The 18,088-nt window shown below is 64.0% G+C and carries 21 protein-coding genes and 1 pseudogene; 9 read left to right on the plus strand and 13 right to left on the minus strand.

What is annotated here, in order from left to right:
* Nucleotides 1-261: 261 nt before the first annotated feature.
* The 4 genes from AACR77_RS04850 to AACR77_RS04865 form a co-directional block, all read right to left on the minus strand.
* Complete coding sequence (locus AACR77_RS04850; protein WP_042016578.1) at nucleotides 262-981, minus strand: hypothetical protein; 720 nt, start codon at nucleotides 979-981, stop codon at nucleotides 262-264.
* Between the two features lie 106 nt (nucleotides 982-1,087).
* A complete protein-coding gene (locus AACR77_RS04855) occupies nucleotides 1,088-2,722 on the minus strand; it encodes an ATP-dependent endonuclease (protein ID WP_039038583.1) in 1,635 nt (544 codons plus the stop codon).
* 76 nt (nucleotides 2,723-2,798) lie between these two features.
* Nucleotides 2,799-2,921, minus strand: a complete 123-nt coding sequence (locus AACR77_RS04860; protein WP_256094327.1) for a hypothetical protein — start codon at nucleotides 2,919-2,921, stop codon at nucleotides 2,799-2,801.
* Nucleotides 2,922-2,983: 62 nt separating this feature from the next.
* Entirely contained in the window at nucleotides 2,984-3,871 is an 888-nt protein-coding gene (locus AACR77_RS04865) for a helix-turn-helix domain-containing protein (protein ID WP_042878017.1), read from the minus strand.
* 178 nt (nucleotides 3,872-4,049) lie between these two features.
* Between AACR77_RS04865 and AACR77_RS04870 the strand changes: the two genes are divergently transcribed.
* Together AACR77_RS04870 and AACR77_RS04875 are read left to right on the plus strand one after the other, a co-directional pair.
* Complete coding sequence (locus AACR77_RS04870) at nucleotides 4,050-4,967, plus strand: DMT family transporter (RefSeq protein ID WP_041215090.1); 918 nt, start codon at nucleotides 4,050-4,052, stop codon at nucleotides 4,965-4,967.
* A 51-nt stretch (nucleotides 4,968-5,018) separates the two neighbouring features.
* Complete coding sequence (locus AACR77_RS04875; RefSeq protein WP_042877999.1) at nucleotides 5,019-5,951, plus strand: LysR family transcriptional regulator; 933 nt, start codon at nucleotides 5,019-5,021, stop codon at nucleotides 5,949-5,951.
* Between the two features lie 52 nt (nucleotides 5,952-6,003).
* Here the strand turns inward: AACR77_RS04875 and AACR77_RS04880 are convergent, their stop codons facing one another.
* Entirely contained in the window at nucleotides 6,004-6,783 is a 780-nt protein-coding gene (locus AACR77_RS04880; RefSeq protein ID WP_010674863.1) for a TSUP family transporter, read from the minus strand.
* Nucleotides 6,784-6,869: 86 nt separating this feature from the next.
* Between AACR77_RS04880 and AACR77_RS04885 the strand changes: the two genes are divergently transcribed.
* Nucleotides 6,870-7,037: a hypothetical protein gene (locus AACR77_RS04885; RefSeq protein ID WP_162513475.1), complete on the plus strand. Its 168-nt coding sequence runs from the start codon at nucleotides 6,870-6,872 to the stop codon at nucleotides 7,035-7,037.
* Between the two features lie 112 nt (nucleotides 7,038-7,149).
* On the opposite strand, the gene AACR77_RS04895 is transcribed toward AACR77_RS04885, so the two are convergent.
* The 3 genes from AACR77_RS04895 to AACR77_RS04905 form a co-directional block, all read right to left on the minus strand.
* Complete coding sequence (locus AACR77_RS04895; protein ID WP_042878001.1) at nucleotides 7,150-7,899, minus strand: tRNA-uridine aminocarboxypropyltransferase; 750 nt, start codon at nucleotides 7,897-7,899, stop codon at nucleotides 7,150-7,152.
* 189 nt (nucleotides 7,900-8,088) lie between these two features.
* Nucleotides 8,089-9,078 (minus strand): D-alanine--D-alanine ligase, encoded by a 990-nt coding sequence (locus AACR77_RS04900; RefSeq protein ID WP_041211487.1) that lies wholly within the window; start codon nucleotides 9,076-9,078, stop codon nucleotides 8,089-8,091.
* A 200-nt stretch (nucleotides 9,079-9,278) separates the two neighbouring features.
* A complete protein-coding gene (locus tag AACR77_RS04905; protein WP_042878004.1) occupies nucleotides 9,279-9,887 on the minus strand; it encodes a 2OG-Fe(II) oxygenase in 609 nt (202 codons plus the stop codon).
* A gap of 207 nt (nucleotides 9,888-10,094) precedes the next feature.
* Between AACR77_RS04905 and AACR77_RS04910 the strand changes: the two genes are divergently transcribed.
* Together AACR77_RS04910 and AACR77_RS04915 are read left to right on the plus strand one after the other, a co-directional pair.
* A complete protein-coding gene (locus tag AACR77_RS04910) occupies nucleotides 10,095-10,571 on the plus strand; it encodes a glutathione peroxidase (RefSeq protein WP_042878005.1) in 477 nt (158 codons plus the stop codon).
* A 261-nt stretch (nucleotides 10,572-10,832) separates the two neighbouring features.
* Nucleotides 10,833-12,221 (plus strand): DEAD/DEAH box helicase, encoded by a 1,389-nt coding sequence (locus AACR77_RS04915; RefSeq protein ID WP_041215085.1) that lies wholly within the window; start codon nucleotides 10,833-10,835, stop codon nucleotides 12,219-12,221.
* A gap of 54 nt (nucleotides 12,222-12,275) precedes the next feature.
* On the opposite strand, the gene AACR77_RS04920 is transcribed toward AACR77_RS04915, so the two are convergent.
* From AACR77_RS04920 to AACR77_RS04935, 4 genes and pseudogenes are all read right to left on the minus strand, one after another.
* Nucleotides 12,276-12,725 carry an acetyltransferase gene (locus AACR77_RS04920; RefSeq protein WP_042878007.1) on the minus strand — a complete coding sequence of 150 codons (450 nt, stop codon included), beginning with the start codon at nucleotides 12,723-12,725 and terminating at the stop codon, nucleotides 12,276-12,278.
* Between the two features lie 62 nt (nucleotides 12,726-12,787).
* The gene (locus AACR77_RS04925) at nucleotides 12,788-13,243 is read right to left on the minus strand and encodes a GNAT family N-acetyltransferase (RefSeq protein WP_223956621.1); all 456 of its coding nucleotides are present in this window, start codon (nucleotides 13,241-13,243) and stop codon (nucleotides 12,788-12,790) included.
* A 23-nt stretch (nucleotides 13,244-13,266) separates the two neighbouring features.
* Nucleotides 13,267-13,473, minus strand: a pseudogene (locus AACR77_RS04930) (YnfA family protein); the annotation flags it as partial.
* Nucleotides 13,474-13,747: 274 nt separating this feature from the next.
* Nucleotides 13,748-14,593 carry a DUF5718 family protein gene (locus tag AACR77_RS04935; RefSeq protein WP_042878009.1) on the minus strand — a complete coding sequence of 282 codons (846 nt, stop codon included), beginning with the start codon at nucleotides 14,591-14,593 and terminating at the stop codon, nucleotides 13,748-13,750.
* A gap of 267 nt (nucleotides 14,594-14,860) precedes the next feature.
* Here AACR77_RS04935 and cyaB point away from each other — a divergent pair, with 267 nt between their 5' ends.
* The 4 genes from cyaB (at nucleotide 14,861) to AACR77_RS04955 (ending at nucleotide 16,852) form a co-directional block, all read left to right on the plus strand.
* A complete protein-coding gene (gene cyaB / locus AACR77_RS04940) occupies nucleotides 14,861-15,412 on the plus strand; it encodes a class IV adenylate cyclase (RefSeq protein WP_042878011.1) in 552 nt (183 codons plus the stop codon).
* 26 nt (nucleotides 15,413-15,438) lie between these two features.
* Nucleotides 15,439-15,831: an NUDIX hydrolase gene (locus tag AACR77_RS04945; protein WP_039038593.1), complete on the plus strand. Its 393-nt coding sequence runs from the start codon at nucleotides 15,439-15,441 to the stop codon at nucleotides 15,829-15,831.
* Between the two features lie 101 nt (nucleotides 15,832-15,932).
* A complete protein-coding gene (locus tag AACR77_RS04950) occupies nucleotides 15,933-16,439 on the plus strand; it encodes a GNAT family N-acetyltransferase (protein ID WP_010674875.1) in 507 nt (168 codons plus the stop codon).
* A gap of 104 nt (nucleotides 16,440-16,543) precedes the next feature.
* The gene (locus AACR77_RS04955; RefSeq protein WP_042878013.1) at nucleotides 16,544-16,852 is read left to right on the plus strand and encodes an antibiotic biosynthesis monooxygenase family protein; all 309 of its coding nucleotides are present in this window, start codon (nucleotides 16,544-16,546) and stop codon (nucleotides 16,850-16,852) included.
* Between the two features lie 40 nt (nucleotides 16,853-16,892).
* On the opposite strand, the gene pdxY is transcribed toward AACR77_RS04955, so the two are convergent.
* Nucleotides 16,893-17,756 carry a pyridoxal kinase PdxY gene (pdxY, locus tag AACR77_RS04960; protein WP_042878015.1) on the minus strand — a complete coding sequence of 288 codons (864 nt, stop codon included), beginning with the start codon at nucleotides 17,754-17,756 and terminating at the stop codon, nucleotides 16,893-16,895.
* Nucleotides 17,757-18,088: the final 332 nt, after the last annotated feature.

Consider the following 18,088-nt stretch of genomic DNA (forward strand, 5'->3'; position numbering starts at 1 on the left):
ATGAGCCCGACGAGCTACCGAGCTGCTCCACCCCGCGTCCGAGGTCGCCCATAATAGGCGCCAACGCTGAGATTGCAAGTAAATATCCTAAAAAAAGTTTATTCGGGGATTAAACCGTCACATACTGCGCTCTTTTGCAACAAATCGCAGTTTTTTCAGGCAGCTAGCGATCTCTTCCCCCTCAGGCCCCTCCCCGCCTTGCCCCTCTTTGCCATACAAAAAGCCCGCACGACAAGGTGCGGGCGGGAGGATGCGCCGGGATCAGGCCAGCTGGTGCAACACGCTGGTCGCCGCAATCTGGGCGATGATGAGGCCGCACAGGGTCACGGAGACCACCACGGGGGCCGTCTCCTGCTGACGGTAGATGGGGCTGAACCAGAGCAGCAGGGCTGCGACCAGCAGGCCAGCCTGGGTCACTACCCCGGGGATCAGCGGGTCGAGCCCGGCGCTGCTCCCCTGCCAACCCACCAGCACCGCCAGCCAGATAAGACTCAGGATGGTGGAGACGAGCCCCGCCAGGGGCAGCAGCAGATTGAAGGCTTGCAGGCGGTGGCGGGCACGCAGCAGCATCAGGTGGGCAAAGGCCGACCCCAGCAGCACCATCTGCAGCAGGCCGCCGAGCCAGCCCTGGATCTGCATCAGACCCAGCCCGTAGAGGGCGAGCGGCATGGCGGGCAACCACAGCAGGGTGGCGGGGATGGCGCGCTTGCCCTCCAGGCGAGACTGGACCAGGGAGAGCACGATACCGAGCACCAGGGCGGCCCCCCCGCTCCAGATGAGCCAGCCCGCAACCTTGGCCTCCACCGCCAGCATCAGAGAGAGCCCAGTGATCACCCAGACCGAGAAGAGCTGGGTAGTGATCCGCGAGCGCTGGCCCGGGCAGAGATCACCGCGCCACAGGACGAGCCCCACGGCGATCAGGGCCCCCAGGGCCATCAGACCGGTCAGGGGAAAGAGCCAAAAAGGAAGTTGGACGAACATAGGGTCTCCGGCAGCAGTCCGGGTGCGGGTGCACCCGTCACAGGGTAAGGAAGGACAAGAGGCAGGGAGTATATCCAAACTCCCCCCGTCTTCCCAACGTCGCCGGTCAGCTTTGTCCCCGGGCAAGGGCGACCACCCGGGCAAACATCTGCTTGAGCACAGGGGGAATGTGCTCGCTGCCGAGGCGCTCCGCCTCCTCCACCACCGCCAGGGCCATGCCTGGCTTGCTGCGATGGTGGATCGCCTTGGCGATGATGCGCCCGGCGTTGAGGGTGGAGCGCCCCCCGACCCCCGCCTCGCGCCGGAACACCCCCTCGAACCCGTTCTGGTAGAGGTAGTGCTCTATGTCTGCCGCCGGCAACTGGGTCAGCCGATCCCGCTCGCGCTCCCCCTTGAGCAGGGAGCGGGCGGAGCTCGCATACTTGGCACCCGCCTCGTCACCGTCGGTGAGCAGGTGCCACTCTATGCCAAAGTCCCGGGCCACCTTGATGAGGGGGGCCTGGCCGCACTGGGCGAACTCGATGATGCGCACCCCTTCCGCCCGCAGGCTGTAGCCGCAGATCTGGGCCAGCTCCGAGAGCAGCCAGATCTCGGTCTCCCCTTCCACCAGCAACCAGCAGCGGGCAAACATCGACATGGGCCTGTTGATGCGCACATGGAAGGCAATCTTGCGCAGATCGTCGCTGCTGTAGCGCTCCCCTCCCAACTGATGGCAGAGGATGTCCTGCTGGCGGCGCACCAGACGGCGCACCTGATTGAGAGGCAAGGAGGAGAGCAGGTCCCCCGAGTTGGTGGTGAGCAGCTTCTGGCCGGGCAACTGCTCCAGCAGACCCCAGGCCAGGGCCAGCATGGTGGGATGCAGGCGGCTCTCTGGGTCTTCCAGCATCAATATGGGTCTGGCCCCCTCCTCCAGCTCCCGGTTGCCCCGGGCGTGGAGCAGCATGGCCGCCATACCCGCCATGGCCAGTTGCAGCGCCCGGTTATCCGCATTGCGCAGCAGCACCTGCAGGTTGCCGGGATTGCGCAGGGTCATGGGGCGATTGACGATATCCCGCTGGCTGCGAGGCTTGTGCTTGATGGGCGCCAGGGCGCTGAAGTAGTGCTCCATCAACTGCTGCACCGCCTGCAGCGCCTCCTTGAGTTCTGGCTCGCCGATGCGCTGGGGCTCGTCGGTGAGCTTGCCGGCCAGCTCGTCCAGCCGCTGCTCGCACAGATCCCCCCAGGGCAGCCGCTCGATGCCCTCCCGGGCGGTACGGGCATCCCGCAGCCTGAACACCGGGTTCATGGTGATGAGCAGACGCACCAGCGCCTCGTTGTTGTCGATGGCCAGGCTCTTGCCGATGCCGTCGAGAAAGTCGTGGGTGGTGAGCACGCTGCCATCGTCCTGCAACTCGGCACTGGCACGATAATGCACCCGGTGGAACTTGTCCTTGTGGGGGATCCAGGCCGCACCGAGGCGGGCCAGACGGCGGGAGTGCTGGCACATCTGGGGACGATACTCGCTGAAGGTGAGCACCAGTTGCAGCGTGCGCGAGGGTTCGAGCTCGGGATCTTCGGGCCGGTGAAAATCATCCTGACCAAATTGATAGGGCTCGGCATCCCCCAGCAGGCACCAGAGGGCCCGCAGCAGGCTGGATTTGCCCCAGGCGTTTTCGCCGATGAGCACAGTGGTGTTGTCCAGCCCGAGGGAGAGGCGATTTATTCCGCGAAAACCTTTGACTTCAATGCGTTCCAGAAACATGCGGCCATATCCAGTCCATCCTGATGGCGCAATAGTGGCAAAGTTGCCGGAAAAATCCTATCGGGTTACGGCGTTTTCAGCGGGAACTGTGAGGAACGAGCGGTTCGGGCGGCGTCGGCTGGGTGGCGCGATAGAGGGGGGCATTCCAGTGGTTGAACCAGAGATGGCGAGTACGGGTCTGACGTTTGCGATGATTCAATGGGCATTCCTTTCAATGGACAAGGGACAGAGGGTACACCTCTTTTGCCCAGAGTCTCAGGGTTATCTGTGACAGGAGAATGACAACTGGGCTCGCCACTGGCCCGGGCTCAGGCCGAACGCCTCCCGAAAGCGGTTGCCAAAATGGGCCTGGGAGGAGAAGCCGCACTGGGCGGCGATGCTGGCCAGAGGCTCGCTTCCCGCCAGCAACTGCTTGGCCCGCTTGAGCCGCAGCCCGAGCAGGTAGCGGTGAGGCGGACAGCCCAGGCTCTGCCCGAACATCCGGGCGAAGTGGTATTCGCTCAGACCCGCCTCCCGGGCCAGCTCTCCCAGAGTGACCGACTCGGCCAGGTGAGCCTGCAGATACTCCTGTACCCGGCGCACCACGGCGGGTGCCAGGCCGCCGCGCACCTCCGGCAGCGCCGGGGCCTCGCGGGTGTGATGGCGATAGGCGTGCAGCATCAGCATCCAGGCACCGTGGGAGAGCGCCATGCGATCGATGCCGTGCTGCCAGTCCAGCTTCATCAATTGCCCCTGCACCAGGGCCGCCGCCTGGGGATCGTCGATGAAGGTCTTGTCTTCCAGTTGCAGATGACGCCCCTCCTTGTCACACGCCTGCTCGGCGATACGGGTGAAGTGGGCGGGGGTGAAGTAGAGGTGGAAGAAGCGAAACTCCTCGCGCACCAGCCACTCGGATCTGTGGTGATCCGGCATGATGCACACCTTGCCCGCACCGCCATGGCCACCGGGGCCGTCCAGCCGCTCGGTCTGCTCGCCCCCCTGCAGGTAGACGCTGATGGTGTGGTTGCCCGGCTTGTGGTAGCGGGTCTGATCGTAGCGGTTGCACCAGCTCGCCACCCCGAGCCCGGGCTCCAGCCAGCAGGAGTCCTCCAGCCTGGCACCTGTGCTCACCAGGGCATCAAAGACCCCTGCCTGTCTTGTCTGCTGCATGGCATGCTGCACGCTTGCGTCCCTCTCTGGCACTTGCCGCCCCTTTCCTGTCGCCATCTTATCGCGCCTCATGGTCAAAGGCTGCGCCTCCGTTGAAAAAACCGCAAGATGGTGCAAGCCGGCCCCCCGCCTCACGGTTCATGCTGATCACATCATCTTCTCTTGATGGGATCACACCATGAATCTGATGCTCTATGTTTCCACCGTCCTCATCTGGGGCAGCACCTGGATTGCCATCGCCTGGCAGCTCGGCCCCATCCCCATCGAGGTCTCGGTGCTCTATCGTTTCGCCCTGGCGGCCCTGGCCCTGTTCGCCCTGCTCACGGTGAGCGGCAAGTTTCCGCGCCTGCCCTGGGCGGGCCAGCGTTATGCAGCCCTGCTCGGCGCGTTGCTATTTTCCACCAACTTCCTCTGTTTCTACCACGCCACCCTCTATATCCCGAGCGGCCTGTCGGCGGTGATTTTCGCCAGCGCCAGCATCTTCAACGGCCTCAATCTCTGGCTGTTCGAGGGTAAACGACCGGGCCTGCGCTGGCTGCAAGGATCGTTGCTGGGGCTGCTTGGCACCCTGCTGCTCTTCTGGCCGGTGCTGGCGGATGCGCAACTGGGTGCAAACGGCTGGAAGGGCTTGCTCTTTGCCTGCGCCGGCACTCTCTGCTTCTCCCTGGGCAACCTGGTCTCCGCCCGGGGACAGCGCCAGGGCTATCACGTATTGCAGATGGTACCCTGGGGTATGGTCTACGGCGTGGCGCTGCTGCTGGGCTGGGTCACGGTACTCGGTCAGTCACTCACCCTGCCCACCGACCCGCGCTACCTCGCCGCCATGGTCTATCTGGCCATCTTCGGCTCCGTCATCGCCTTCACCGCCTACCTCACCCTGGTGGGGCGCATCGGTGCCAGCAAGGCGGCCTACGCCACCGTGCTCTTCCCCCTGGTGGCCCTCACCCTTTCCACCTTCTATGAAGGCTTTGTCTGGCAGACGGTCTCCATCGTCGGCGTGGTGGTGAGCCTCATCGGCAACCTGGTGATCTTCGCGCCCCCCGTCAAGGCATGGCGCTGGCCGCTATCAAGGGCCGCAAACGGTACTTGCCCCTGATGCCACCAGCCCCTAAGGTAACCGCGTCCAACACACGAGGAGGGAGGACGCATGTTACTGGAAGGGCTGGAGACACTCTGCCTGCTGGCAAGCGAGGGCACCATGGCCAAGGTTGCAAGCCGCCTCTATATCAGTCAGTCGGCGGTCAGCAAGCGCATCGCCCAGCTGGAGCAGCGCCTTGGCAAGAAGCTCATCGAGCCGGATGGCCGTCATATCCGCCTCACCCCCCAGGCCCGTGAGCTGCTCGCCCGGGTAGCCCCGAGCCTCGCCGAAATGAAGGGGGTGCTGGCGGACAGCCAGATCCTCACGGATCAGACCCCTCTGTCCATCGCCTGCTCCGAAACCCTGCTGGCGGGCTACCTCGCCCGCTTCATGCACGCCTACCTTGAACGGGATCCCCACATTGCCCTCTCTACCCACCACACCCCGGTCATTCTGGCCCGGGTGCGCGGCGGGGATGCCCTGCTCGGGATCTGCGCCGGTCGCCTGCCGCCGGGCCATGGGCTGTGTGCCGAACGGCTGCTGGAGGAGCCCTTCTATCTGGTGGGGGACGCTCTGGATGAGGCGGCGCAGCCGGATCACCAGGGCGCCTTGCAAGAAACTGTGACCAGCAAGCAACTGGCTGAAGGCGACGTGAGTCAGGGGATGCAGGGCAAGGTGCGCAAGATCCTGACCATGGATCTGGAGAACCCCTCCAACCGCTATCTGCGCGAGCCCCTGGCCGCCCTCGGGCTTATCCCCGCCATGGAGCTCGATTCCTACCTGGCGCTGATCGAGCTGGCCAAGGCAGGCATTGGCCCAGTGCTCCTGCCCGCCGGCCTGCTGGCGCTGGTGGGTGAACAGGGGACACAGGCACGCCCCCTGCCGGGACTGGGCCGCCCGCTCCACCTGGTCTATCGGCCAAACAGCCTCAAGCGCGATCGCATTGCCCGCCTGGTGCAGGCGCTGCAAGCCCATTTCCGGCAACTGACGGCACTGGGCTGAAACGCAAGAGGGCCCGATCTGCGATCGGGCCCTCGTCATGGGGGATATTGGCTCAGCCCAGCCAGGCAAAGAGCTCGGGGTACTGGCTCCACACCAGCTTGGCGGACATCACCAGGGAGACGGTCACCAGCAGCGGCTTGATGAGCTTCACCCCTTTTTTGAGCACCAGCTTGGAGCCCATGCGCGCCCCGATGAACTGCCCCAGCGCCATGCACAGCCCCACGCTCCACACCACCTTGCCCCCCAGGGTGAAGAAGAGCAGGGAAGCGATGTTGGAGGTGAAGTTGAGCAGCTTGGTGTGGGCGGTGGCCCGCGCCATGCCAAAGCCCGCCAGGGCCACGAAACCGATGGCAAAAAACGACCCCGTGCCCGGCCCGAAGAAGCCGTCATAAAAGCCCACGCCCCCTCCCACCAGCAGGGCGAACGCCATGGGAGTGAGGCGACGCTGGCTCTCCGCATCGCTCACCCTGGGGGAGAAGTAGAAGTAGCAGGCAAACGCCATCAGCAGGAAGGGGAGCAGTCGCTCCAGGATGGCGGCATCGATGGTCTGCACCGCCAGGGTGCCGATGGCCGCCCCGATGAAGGTGCAGATGACCGCCGGCCAGATGATGGCCCACTCAAGGAGCCCCTTGCGAGCATAGAACCAGGTGGCGGAGAAGGAGCCGAAACTGCTCTGCAACTTGTTGGTGCCAAGCACCAGGGCTGGCGGCATGCCGGTGGCCAGCAGAGCCGGCACCGTCAAGAGTCCCCCGCCCCCGGCGATGGCATCGATAAAGCCGGCGATGAGGGCCACCCCGAACAGGGCGACCAGGGTGAGCAGTTCCAGTTCCATCCATAGACCTCGTGTGATTGGCGGCGCCCGGCATGACCCGAAGCCTGAAGGAGTCAACAGGTCGCTATCCTAGCGAGGGCGGGCTCATGAAGCCAACGAAACAATGGCAGCCAACTGATTCCTTATTTTCATCAATCAGCGTGCAAGAGGGCATGTCCTTTGATAACCGCCACCCCCTGCAACAGGGGCGCTTCATCCTCGCCGGGCGCACGGCTCACTCGACCAGCCATGTAGCGGCTGCTGATGAGGATTAATCCAGAGAGCGGCTCTGGCCCTTGATGGTCTCCAGCCCCTGTAGCAGGGGCGCTTCATCAGCGCCGGGCGCACGGCTTACCCGGCCAGCCATGTAGCGGCTGCTGATGAGGATTAATCCAGAGCGCGGTTCTGGCCCTTGATGGTCTCCAGCCCCTCCAGCAGGGGCGCTTCATCCTCGCCGGGCGCACGGCTTACCCGACCAGCCATGTAGCGGCTGCTGAAGAGATTGAACCAGAGCTGCAGCGCCTGTCCCGCCCGCAGCTCCCCGGCCACTTCCAGCACGCAGGCGGCCACCTCGGCGGTGCACAGGTGCTCGTCGCTGTGGGCGACGCGCATGCCGTAGGTAGAGAGCGCATCCGGCTTGATGGCGAGCACCGGGAAGCCGTCCAGATAGGGACTCTTGTTGAACATCTTGCGCGCCTCGGGCCAGGTGCCGTCCAGCAGGATGAACAGCGGCTTCTTGCCGGGAGCCAGTACCACCTCGCCGGTCAGGCGGTCGGGCGCTTTCTCGCAGGCGGGAAAGACCACGTAGGGCTGCCAGGCGGGATCCGCCAGCAGGGCCAGCAGCTCGGGATGGGGTTCGGTACGCGACCAGAGAAAGGCCCAGGTGGAGTCCGGCAGCACGTCGGCGATGAGGCGCCCGGTGTTGGAGGGCTTCATGGGCTCGCTGTCATACATCATGAGGCAGAAACCGGCCTCGGCCTTGAGCGCCGGGCGCCAGTCGCAGGCACACCAGTCGTGGCGCAGCTGGCAGGCATCACAGCGTGGCACGCTGCCGCCACGGGCAAGAAAGGGTCGGGTCGAGACGCTCTTGCGCCAGATGCGCAGGCGGTTGACGGCGTGATCGGGGATGGGCTTCATGGAACGCGGCTCTGACGGTGCCTGTGGCGGGACAAAAGGGGGCTGATTGTAACGGCGCGCCCTCCTGGCGGCAAGGCTTGCCGGGCGGCACCCTGCCCCCTTCCCTCCAGCGTTTTGCCCGCCTCGCCCCCATGAAAAAGGGGCCCTGAGGCCCCTACTCACCATCCGTTGCAACCGGGTCTGGCGATGTCAGACCGCCTTTCGCAGGATCTGCTCCAGATAGTGCGCGAAGCTGTGGCCGTGGTGCTCCAGCAGTTTCGGGAACATGGAGATGGAGGTCATGCCCGGGAAGGTGTTGATCTCGTTGAGCAAAATCTCCCCCTCTTCGGTCAGGAAGAAGTCGATGCGCGACAGATGGGTCAGCTTGAGCTGACGGAACGCCTTCAAAGCGTACTCGTGGATGGCGTCGGCCTGGGCCTGAGTCAGCCCCTCGGCCTTGAGCGCGGTCTCGGTGTGACTGGCGCTGCTGTACTTCTCTTCATAGGTGTAGAACTTGTCCTGGGGTACGCAGATCTCCCCCGGATAGGTGGCCACCAGCTCGTCACCATACTGGTAGACCGCCACTTCCAGCTCACGGGGCTTGACCGCTTTTTCGATCAATACCTGCTCGGAGTAACCGAAGGCATCGGCAATGCCCTTCACCAGATCTGCCTCGTTGCTGGCGGAGTAGCAACCCACGGAAGAGCCCTGGGAAGCCGCCTTGATGAAGACCTTGCCCCACTTGGCCAGCGCCGCTTTCGCCTCGGTCAGGCTCGCCTCGTCCTGCTCGGTCAGGAACAGATAGGGGGTATTGGGGATGCCGATGGCGGTGAGCCACAGCTTGGTGGTGATCTTGTTGAAGCACACCTTGCTCGCCTCGGCGTCACAACCCAGATAAGGCAGGCCGGCCAGCTCGAGGAAGGATTGCAGATCGCCGGTCTCACCGGGATAACCGTGGATGCAGGGCACCACGTAGTCCACCGGACGGGCCACGCTGTCGAACGAGAGCAGCTTGTCCAGCCCCAGCTTGCACTCGCGACCGTCGGCGCTGAGCCAGCGGTCGGCAAACATCTCGACCCGGGTCACTTCGATGCCGGGCAGGAGCCCGAGCTGTTTTTCGAGGAAATTGGCGCTGCGCAGCGAGACTTCGTGCTCGGAGCCGCCACCGCCGCACAGCAGCAAGACATGCATGTTCTTCATTAGATGTGATCCCTTGGGAGAAGCGGCTTCGTCATCACCATGTCAAACCCAACCGCATGAAAACCGGACGAAGCCAGAAACGAACATAAGTGCGGGCAGTGTAGCAAGGGAGGGGAAGCCTTGTCAGCCGATGGGGCGCACCTCCCCCTGCCCGGGCAGATAAAAGTCTCTTCCTGTGTCAGAAACAGGATGAAATGCGCTCAGCGGGGGGGATCGACCCGCCCGGCGCCATTGCCGTTGACCCGAAACCAGCCGGCAATGCTGTAGCGCTCCCGGCTTGCGGGCAGCACCTCGTGGGGAAACTCTTCAGACAGGAAGAGCACCAGCCGCCCGCCCCGGGGGGAGACATCCATCAGAAACTGCTCGCAGTCGTCATAGACCCGCAATATTCCCCCCGCCTCTGGCTGCCAGTCGTTGTTCAGGTAGAACACCGAGGTGAGCCGGCGGTTGGATCGCCCGGCGAAGGCGTCGCGATGGGTGGCGTAGAAGTCCCCCTGACGGTAGCGGGCAAAGTGGGCCTCGTAGTCGAACAGCCCCAACATCAGGCTGCGATTGGCGGCCAGACGCAGGGACTCCATCCGGGCCAGATAGTCGGCCACCGGCGCGCCGAGGGAGGCGTCGAGCCAGTGGATCTGATCCCGACGGATATCGCGGTTGTCCTGATGCTGGGTCTCGCGCCCGATCCCCGCCGGTCGCCACTCGTCCGGCAGGCAGGCCTTGAGGGCATCCACCTCGGCGGCGGTTAAAAAATCATCCACTATCACCCAACCCCGGGTGTAGATGGCATCCATGACGGCTTGATAGTCCAAGATAGGCTCGCAGCGAGGGGAGAGAGTGCGCTTTGTAGCGACTTCGGACCATCGGCACAAACCGGATTGCTTCTCTTGAGAAGTCCCGCCATCAATAGGAGTCTGGGGGGCACAGACGCCCTCCCCCTTGCTCCCCGGCCCTCGGCCCGTTAACGTGCAAGGATTGTCCCCGGGCGCCTTGTCGCCCCTCTTGCATCAGGAGAAACCATGCCCCTGCCCCTCATCCCCCTGCAACGACTCGATGGCACGGCCTGGTCCACCGCCGATCTGCAGGGCCGTATCGTGCTGGTGGTCAACGTGGCAAGCCGCTGCGGTTTTACCCCCCAATACACCGGGCTTGAGGCCCTCTATCGCCAGTTCGGCCCCCAAGGCTTCGAGATCCTGGGCTTTCCCTGCGATCAGTTCGGCCATCAGGAGCCGGGCGATGCCGAGGAGATCGCCCGCTTCTGCTCTCTCGACTACCCGGTCAGCTTCCCCCTGATGGCCAAGTGCGAGGTCAACGGCGCCGGGGCCCACCCCCTCTATCGCTGGCTCAAGGAGCAAAAGCCCGGACTCCTTGGCAGCGAGGCCATCAAGTGGAACTTCACCAAGTTCCTGATTGACCGTGAAGGCCGGGTGGTGGACCGCTTCGCCCCCCAGACCAGGCCGGAGGATCTGGTGCAGGCCATCGAGGGACTGCTCTGACGGGTGTGCGCCGAGGCGAAGCGGGCCCCTCTTAGCGCCCCCCTGGCCTTTCCCTGCCGGGATGGCCGTGGCAACCCTGCTCGCGACACGGCTGCTGCGCGTGCGCCTCGCATCTGCTATATTACGCGCCCACTGTCTCTTGTGCGGTCGCTTTGCCGGGCTCAGGCCCAGCCTCGATGGCGGCCCACCCTATTTTCCATGTCGTGACGGACCAAGGCTGCCGTCACCCGTTGAGCCCAAGGCTCGGAGTGTCCCTCGAACATGTCATTCAATGAACTGGGTCTGTCACCGCACATCCTGCGGGCCGTCAAGGAGCTGGGTTACGAACAACCCACCCCCATCCAGCAGCAAGCCATTCCCGCCATCCTGGCCGGGCAGGACGTGCTGGGCGGCGCCCAGACAGGCACGGGCAAGACGGCCGGTTTCACCCTGCCCATGCTTCATCGACTGCTGGCCAACCACGGCCGTGGCGGTCGTCGCCAGGTGCGAGCCCTGGTGCTGACCCCGACCCGGGAGCTGGCCGCCCAGGTGGGCGAGAGTATCATCAAATATGCCCACCACCTGCCGTTTCGTACCCTGATCGCCTATGGCGGCGTCAGCATCAAGCCGAACCTGGACGCCATCAAGCTCGGGGTCGACATCCTGGTCGCCACCCCGGGCCGCCTGCTGGATCTGCTGACCCAGGGCGCCCTGACCCTGAGCGCCCTCGAGGTACTGGTGCTGGATGAAGCGGACAGAATGCTCGACATGGGGTTCATCACCGACATTCGCCGCATCATGAAGGCCCTGCCGGAGGAGCGTCAGACCCTGCTCTTCTCCGCCACCTTCTCCAATGACATCAAGGCGCTGGCGGACGATCTGCTCAAGGATCCCACCCTCATCGAGGTGGATCCCAGCAACACCGCCGCCGAGCAGGTAAGCCAGCGCATCATCCAGGTCGATCGGGAGCGCCGCCGGGAGATGCTCTCCCACATGATTGGCCGTGGCAACTGGCAGCGGGTGCTGGTGTTCGTGCGCACCAAGCAGATTGCCGACAGGCTCGCCCAGCAAATGCAGAAAGATGGCCTGGATACGGTCGCCATCCACGGTGACAAGAGCCAGGGGGCCCGCAACCGGGCGCTGGCGGATTTTCGTGAAGGCAAGGTGCGGGTGCTGGTTGCCACCGACATCGCCGCACGGGGTCTGGACATCGATCAGCTGCCCCACGTGATCAACTTCGAGCTGCCCCAGATGGCGGAGGATTACATCCACCGCATCGGCCGCACCGGCCGTGCCGGGCGCGGCGGCGAGGCCATCTCCCTGGTGAGCCAGGACGAGCTGGGTCAGCTCAAGGAGATCGAGGCGCTGATCGGCCAATCCCTGACCGTGGAGATCCTGGAAGGGTACGAGCCGAGCGGCAAGCCGAGCCGTCAGACCCTGCCGGGCAGCAAGCCGGTGCAAAACCCGCCCCGCGCCCGTGGCGCCGCCAATACCAAGGGTGGCAACGGCAAAACAACCGCAGGCAAGAGCAAGGCGAAGAGCGATGGCGGCAAGAAGCCAGCCCCAGCCCGCAAGCGGGAAGTGGTGGGCGAGGACATCGGTTTCGCCCCCATGCGCCGTCTACCCAAGGCCCAGCGGGGCGACTATCAGGACAACTCCAACGAGGAGTGAGACGGTGCGAGCACTGCGTCCTGAACAACAAAAAACCGCCCGAGGGCGGTTTTTTCATGCGCCAGCCTCGGCAGACAGGACCAGATGCAGCAGGGGATAAGGTTTGCCCTGCCCGTCCAGTGCCGAGCGGCCCACCACCTCGAAACCCAGGTGGCGATAAAAACCGAGGGCCGGTTCATTTTGCTCGTTGACATCCACCCGGGTCGCCCCCAGATGGTGGATGGCATCGGCTACCAGCAGACGGCCCACTCCGCCCCCCTGCCTGCCGGGGTCGACGAACAGCATCTCGATACTGCCCTCGGCCACCCCGATAAAACCGACGATCTCGCCATTGTCTACTCTGGCACAGTTCAGCGTCACGGCATCAAAATAGTGCTCCAGGATCAAGGGCCTCAGGGCCGCTATGTCGGCTTCTTGCAGGAAGTGGTGGCTGGCGCGCACCGATGCCTCCCAGATGGTGATAAGGGTTGGGTGATCGCACTTTTGTGCGGCGTCAATTTTCATCGCTACCTCAATATGTTGCGGATAACAGCCCACGCCTTTGATGATGCAGCAGTCCATGGGACTTATTGCGGCGCCTTGATAACAAACCCTTTCTCGATGCCGGCCTTGAAACCGAGTCCCTCATAGAGGCGATGAGCGGCCTCCCGCCCCTCCCCTGAGAGCAGCATCACCTTGTAGCAATCCAGCTCCCAGGCCAGCGCCAGGGTATGCTCCAGCAACTGATGGCTGAGCCCCTGGCGGCGAAACGCGGCACCCGTGATCACATGCTCTATGATGCCGAAGGGTCGGCCGCCGTTGGTGAGGGTCGGGATCACCCCGAGCTGGCAGCTGGAGGCCAGCTGCCCCTCCACCAGGGCCACCATGATGCGGGTATGGGGCAGATCAAGCATCGCCGCCAATCCCTCGCGGGCCCCTTGCTCGTCGAGCACGGGGTCCTGAGGCCTGAGTTCCTGATAAAGGGCCAGCAGCCCGGCCAAGTCCTGCGCCTCACACTCTCTTATCACCACTGTCGTCATCATGCTGATCTCCCTTGGCATCGATATCAGGCGGGTCTTGGGGCAAACATGATGATGGCCATGCCGATCAGGGCCACCCCGGCCCCCACCAGATCCCACAGGCTGGGTTTGATGCCATCCACGGCCCAGAGCCAGAGAATGGCCACGAAGATGTAGACGCCGCCATAGGCGGCATAGACGCGGCCAGCGGCGGTCGGGTGCAATGAGAGCAGCCAGGCGAACAGGGCCAGGGTCTTGAGTTCAACCATGAATACTCGGGATCCTTGCAGGCAGAATGGACTTCTTGTGGCAAATCATACTGTTATATCCAGCCACTGCAATCGGCTTTCGAGGTGCACGGTTCAGGGCACGGGAGGCAGATGGCGGAGCGCGAACAGGATCGAGGAACATCATGCGCTTGGCATGGCGTGCGGTAGGTATAGAGGGTATGGGTAGAAAGCCGACAGGGAACGGGCTGCGCTGTGCTTAAAAACAGTCAGGCCCGCCGAAGCGGGCCTGACGACAGGATTAGCGGGTCTTGACCGCCTGCAGCAGCACGGAGACATCCGGCCCGAAGCGGCGGGCTCGGATGGCCTCCTGGATATCCTGCTCGTCGTAGCGACTGGCGGGGTAGACCACCACGCAGGCGGTGTCACCGGGAGCGAGGAAGTGGGTCTCGCCAAAGGGGGTGTAGCGGGTGGCACCGATGCTGATGAGCGCATGGGCCGGGCGCTCCGCCTGGGTCAGCAGCCCCTGGATATGCTCGGCCGGGCCTTCGTCCTGCTGATGGTTGAACTTGTCGATGGCCCACGCCAGCAACTGACCGTGGAAATAACTGTAATCCACCGCCGCGCTGTCGATCCCGTAGGGGTGCAGCTCACCATCCCGCTCCAGATAGCAGGCAATGCGGTAGTCATCGAGCTCGCATCCGGCGGCAAAGTGGGTCAGGGGCAGCAGGTTCGCGGCCAGCCCCTTGCTCTCTTCACCCCAGTTCTTCTTCTCGCTGATCTTGTTGGCATTGGGGCGACGGATGGAGCAGTCGTTGTAGGCGCCAAACGCCTTGGGATGGATGGCCACCACCTGCTCCCCCGCGTACTCCAGCTCGCACCACAGTGCCACCTCGGGTTCAATCTGCACCTTTTCGTCCCCGCTCACCGCCGCCTCCGGCAGGAAGATGGCCTCGCCGCTCAGGGGAAAAACCCCGAGCTGGCCGGGATGGTTCGGCACATAGAAGGGGAACAGCGCCTTGGGGGCGACCTTGTCGTCAACCTTGACGGCGACGAAATCCGCCGCCTCCCCTGCCTGCTCCAGGTGACCGGCGAAGTTGCCCGCCACGCCCAGTCCGATAAAGGGGGTCTGTGAGGTGATCTGCATCTGTGGCTCCACTGGCGCGGCCAGGGCCGCCGCCTCGTTGTCGTTGTTCAGGGCGGCAATACCGCCAAAGAGGGAGCTTATTAGAGCACAGCCCCCGGACGGCGCCCAGCCACCGGGCCACAAGCTGTGCACCAGGGCGGATTTTCCCTCACCATCTGGCCATAAAGTCGGCAGTCAATGCGAAGCTGTGATCCCGATGCTTGGGAGAGCCCGGCACTTTTGCTAGGCTGCCCTATTCATTTGCCGTTCGGGAGCCGTCGCAAGGCCATGACCACCCACTTTCAGGGGCGCTTCGAGGTGGAGTTCAAATACCGCCTGACGGATAGCGCCGCCTTTGTGCATACCCTCACGGCCCTCGGCCCCGAGGTGATGGTGGCGGACAATCATGAGCAGGACTGCTACTTCGACACGGCAGACGGCGCCCTGGCCCGGGCAGAGAAGAGCCTGATCATCCGCACCATGGCCCCCAGCGGCATCCGGCTCTGGATAGTCAAAGGGCCCGGACCCGATCGCTGCGAGGCGGTCAACATCACCGACGCCGACAAGGCCGCCAGCATGGTGCGCACCCTGGGCTACCGGCCGGTGCTGACCATCGACAAGCGGCGCAGCATCTATTTTCTGGGGGCCTTCCACGTCACGGTGGATCACCTGACAGGTGTCGGTGATTTTGCCGAGCTCGCCATCATGACTGACGACGAGGCCGCCCTGCCCGCCTACCGCGCGCAGTTGCTGGCACTGGCTAGCCAGCTGGGACTGGCGCCCGAGATGCGGGAAACCCGCTCCTATCGCACCCTGTGCGAGCAGCGAGCCCCCCTTTGACAAGCGGCAACAAGAGGAATCTGCCCATGATCGACAAACTCGCCTGGCTGACCTTCAAGGAGGGACAACTGCTGTGCGCCCGCTCCCACGGCAAGGACATCTACTACATTCCGGGGGGCAAGCGCGAGCCGGGCGAGAGCGACGAGGCGGCCCTCGTTCGTGAAATCGAGGAAGAGCTCGCGGTCACCCTGAAACCCGACACCCTGGCGTTCGCCTGCGAGTTCAGCGCCCAGGCGGACGGCAAGCCGCAAGGGGTGAATGTCAATCTGCGTTGCTACACGGGGGACGCCGACGGCACGCCCGTCGCCTCGGCGGAGATCGCCGAGCTGCGCTGGCTGGACAGCCGCCACCTGGCCGAAGTCTCCCCCGTCTCCCGCCTGCTGTTCCAGTGGCTGGCAGCGCAGGGACTGATCCATTAAGAGACGGCGCACCTGACCGGATGATAATGGCACCGGCAGGAGAGTCCGCGCCCGAGACGTTAATCCCCCACGTGGGCCAAGAGAGAAGATGAGGACATTCAATGGAGATCCTTGAGGTCGAGAGTACCAGAGGCATCAAACCGGCGCTGATCGCCCTGCTGCAAGATTGCGTGGCCAGCGGTGCCTCGGTGGGCTTTCTGCCTCCCCTGCAGGAAGAGCAGGGGCTGGCGTACTGGCAAGGCATCGAGGGGGAGCTGGCGGATGGAGTGCGCAAGCTCTGGGTGGCGTTTGATCAGCACCATCTGGTGGGCGCCCTGCAGCTCTCCCTGTGCACCAAGGCCAACGGGGGCCACAGGGCCGAAGTGGAAAAGCTGATGGTCCACAGCCAGGCCCGTGGCAAGGGGGTGGGCCGCGCCCTGATGAACGCCATGGAGCAAGGGGCCCGTGACGCCAGGCGTACCTTGCTGGTGCTGGATACCCGGGTCGGCGACGTGGCCTCCAGCCTCTATCGCCAGCTCGGCTATCAAGAGGCCGGCCAGATCCCGGACTTCGCCCGCAATGGGGACGGCACCCTCGCCGCCACCCAGTTCTTCTACAAGCAGCTCTGAGGCAGACGGCCTGGCAAGACCGGACAGCGTGCCGGTCTTGCCCCCGCCAAGGCTCGGCGCACATAGGTTTTTGGTTCAATCAGACTCATCGGCAAGGAGCCATCATGATATTGGAAGTCGCCCATCTGCAGATCATTCCCGACAAGGCCACTGACTTCGAGCAGGCCTTCGCCCGGGCCCAGCACATCATCAGCGCCATGCCCGGCTACCTGGGCCACCAGTTGCAGCGTGCCCTGGACGATCCCCATCACTACCTGCTGCTGGTGCAGTGGGCGCGGCTGGAAGATCACACCCGGGGGTTCAGGGGCTCCCCTCAGTACCAGGAGTGGAAGGCCCTGCTGCACCACTTCTACGACCCCTTCCCCAGGGTCGAACATTTTCAGGATGCAACACCGATCAGTGCCGCAAGCTGAGCCTTGATCAGCTCGTCCCGTCACGGGCTGATCAATGGCGTCAGGCCAGGCGCTCGGCCCTGTGGGCAATCTGCGGCTCGGCAAAGGCGCTCTGGGCCGCGATGAGCTGCAGCTCGTAGGCATTCGCCTCCCAGGTCTGTCGCAGCACCGCATCCACCGCGGCGTTGGTGCGCTCGAAGGCGCTCACCCCATCATATCCCGCCTGCAGGTTGGCCAGCATCAGGGCGCTGATGAGATCCCCCACGCCCACCGGTTGGCGCGCGAAATCGTAAAGGGGACGGGCGATCAGATAGTCTCCCTCGGGGGTGGCAAGCAGCATCTCGAAGCGGCCGGGGACGCTGGCGGCGCGACCCAGGTGCTTGACCAGCACCATCTTCACCCCCTTCTCCAGCAACTGGTGTGCGGCGACCCGGGTCTGGGCCAGGGTTGTCAGATGGACATCGCACAGGGTCTCCAGCTCCAGCAGATTGGGGGCCATGATGTCCGCCACCGGCAGGGCCTGCTCGGTGAGAAAGCGGGTGACGCCCGGGGCGACGATGCACCCCTTCTCCGGATGCCCCATCACGGGATCGCAGAAATAGAGGGCCGCCGGATTGGCTCGCTTCACCGCCGCCACCACCGCCAGGATCTCGTCCCCCTGCTCCGCCGAGCCCAGATAGCCGCTCAGCACCGCATCGCAGCGCGCCAGCACCTCGATATTGCAAAGCCCCTGGCACAGGGCGGCAATGTGGCCCGCCGGCATCGCCATTCCCTGCCAACCCGCCTCGTACTGGGTGTGGTTGGAGAACTGCACCGTATTGATGGGCCACACCTCCATGCCGAGACGGCGCATGGGGAACACGGCGGCGCTGTTGCCGGCACAGCCAAACACCACGTGGGACTGGATAGAGAGAATGCGTTTCATCGACACCACCGCACAAGAAACCTGAGGAAAAGAGGCAATATATCGGATGAAGAGACGGCTCTTCCAGCAATTAACGCCCTGACTCCCTATTTATGCTTCTGCAGGCCTAACCTGCCGCATATTTGACCGCCGCTACCCTGTTTCTGTACAACCCTGGAGCCATCTCCCCCGCTGCTGCGGGGTGATAAATGTATTTGCACACTTCTTGTCTGATGGCATATAAGGTGGTTTTTCAATCAACCATGAACAGTCGGGATCAAGGATGAGGTCCGATGAAAAGGCGCCAGTCGGCAGTCGGCAGTCGGCAGTCGGCAGTCGGCAGTCGGCAGTCG

The organism is Aeromonas sp. ZOR0002, assembly GCF_963866995.1.
Taxonomy (GTDB): Bacteria; Pseudomonadota; Gammaproteobacteria; order Enterobacterales; family Aeromonadaceae; genus Aeromonas; species Aeromonas caviae.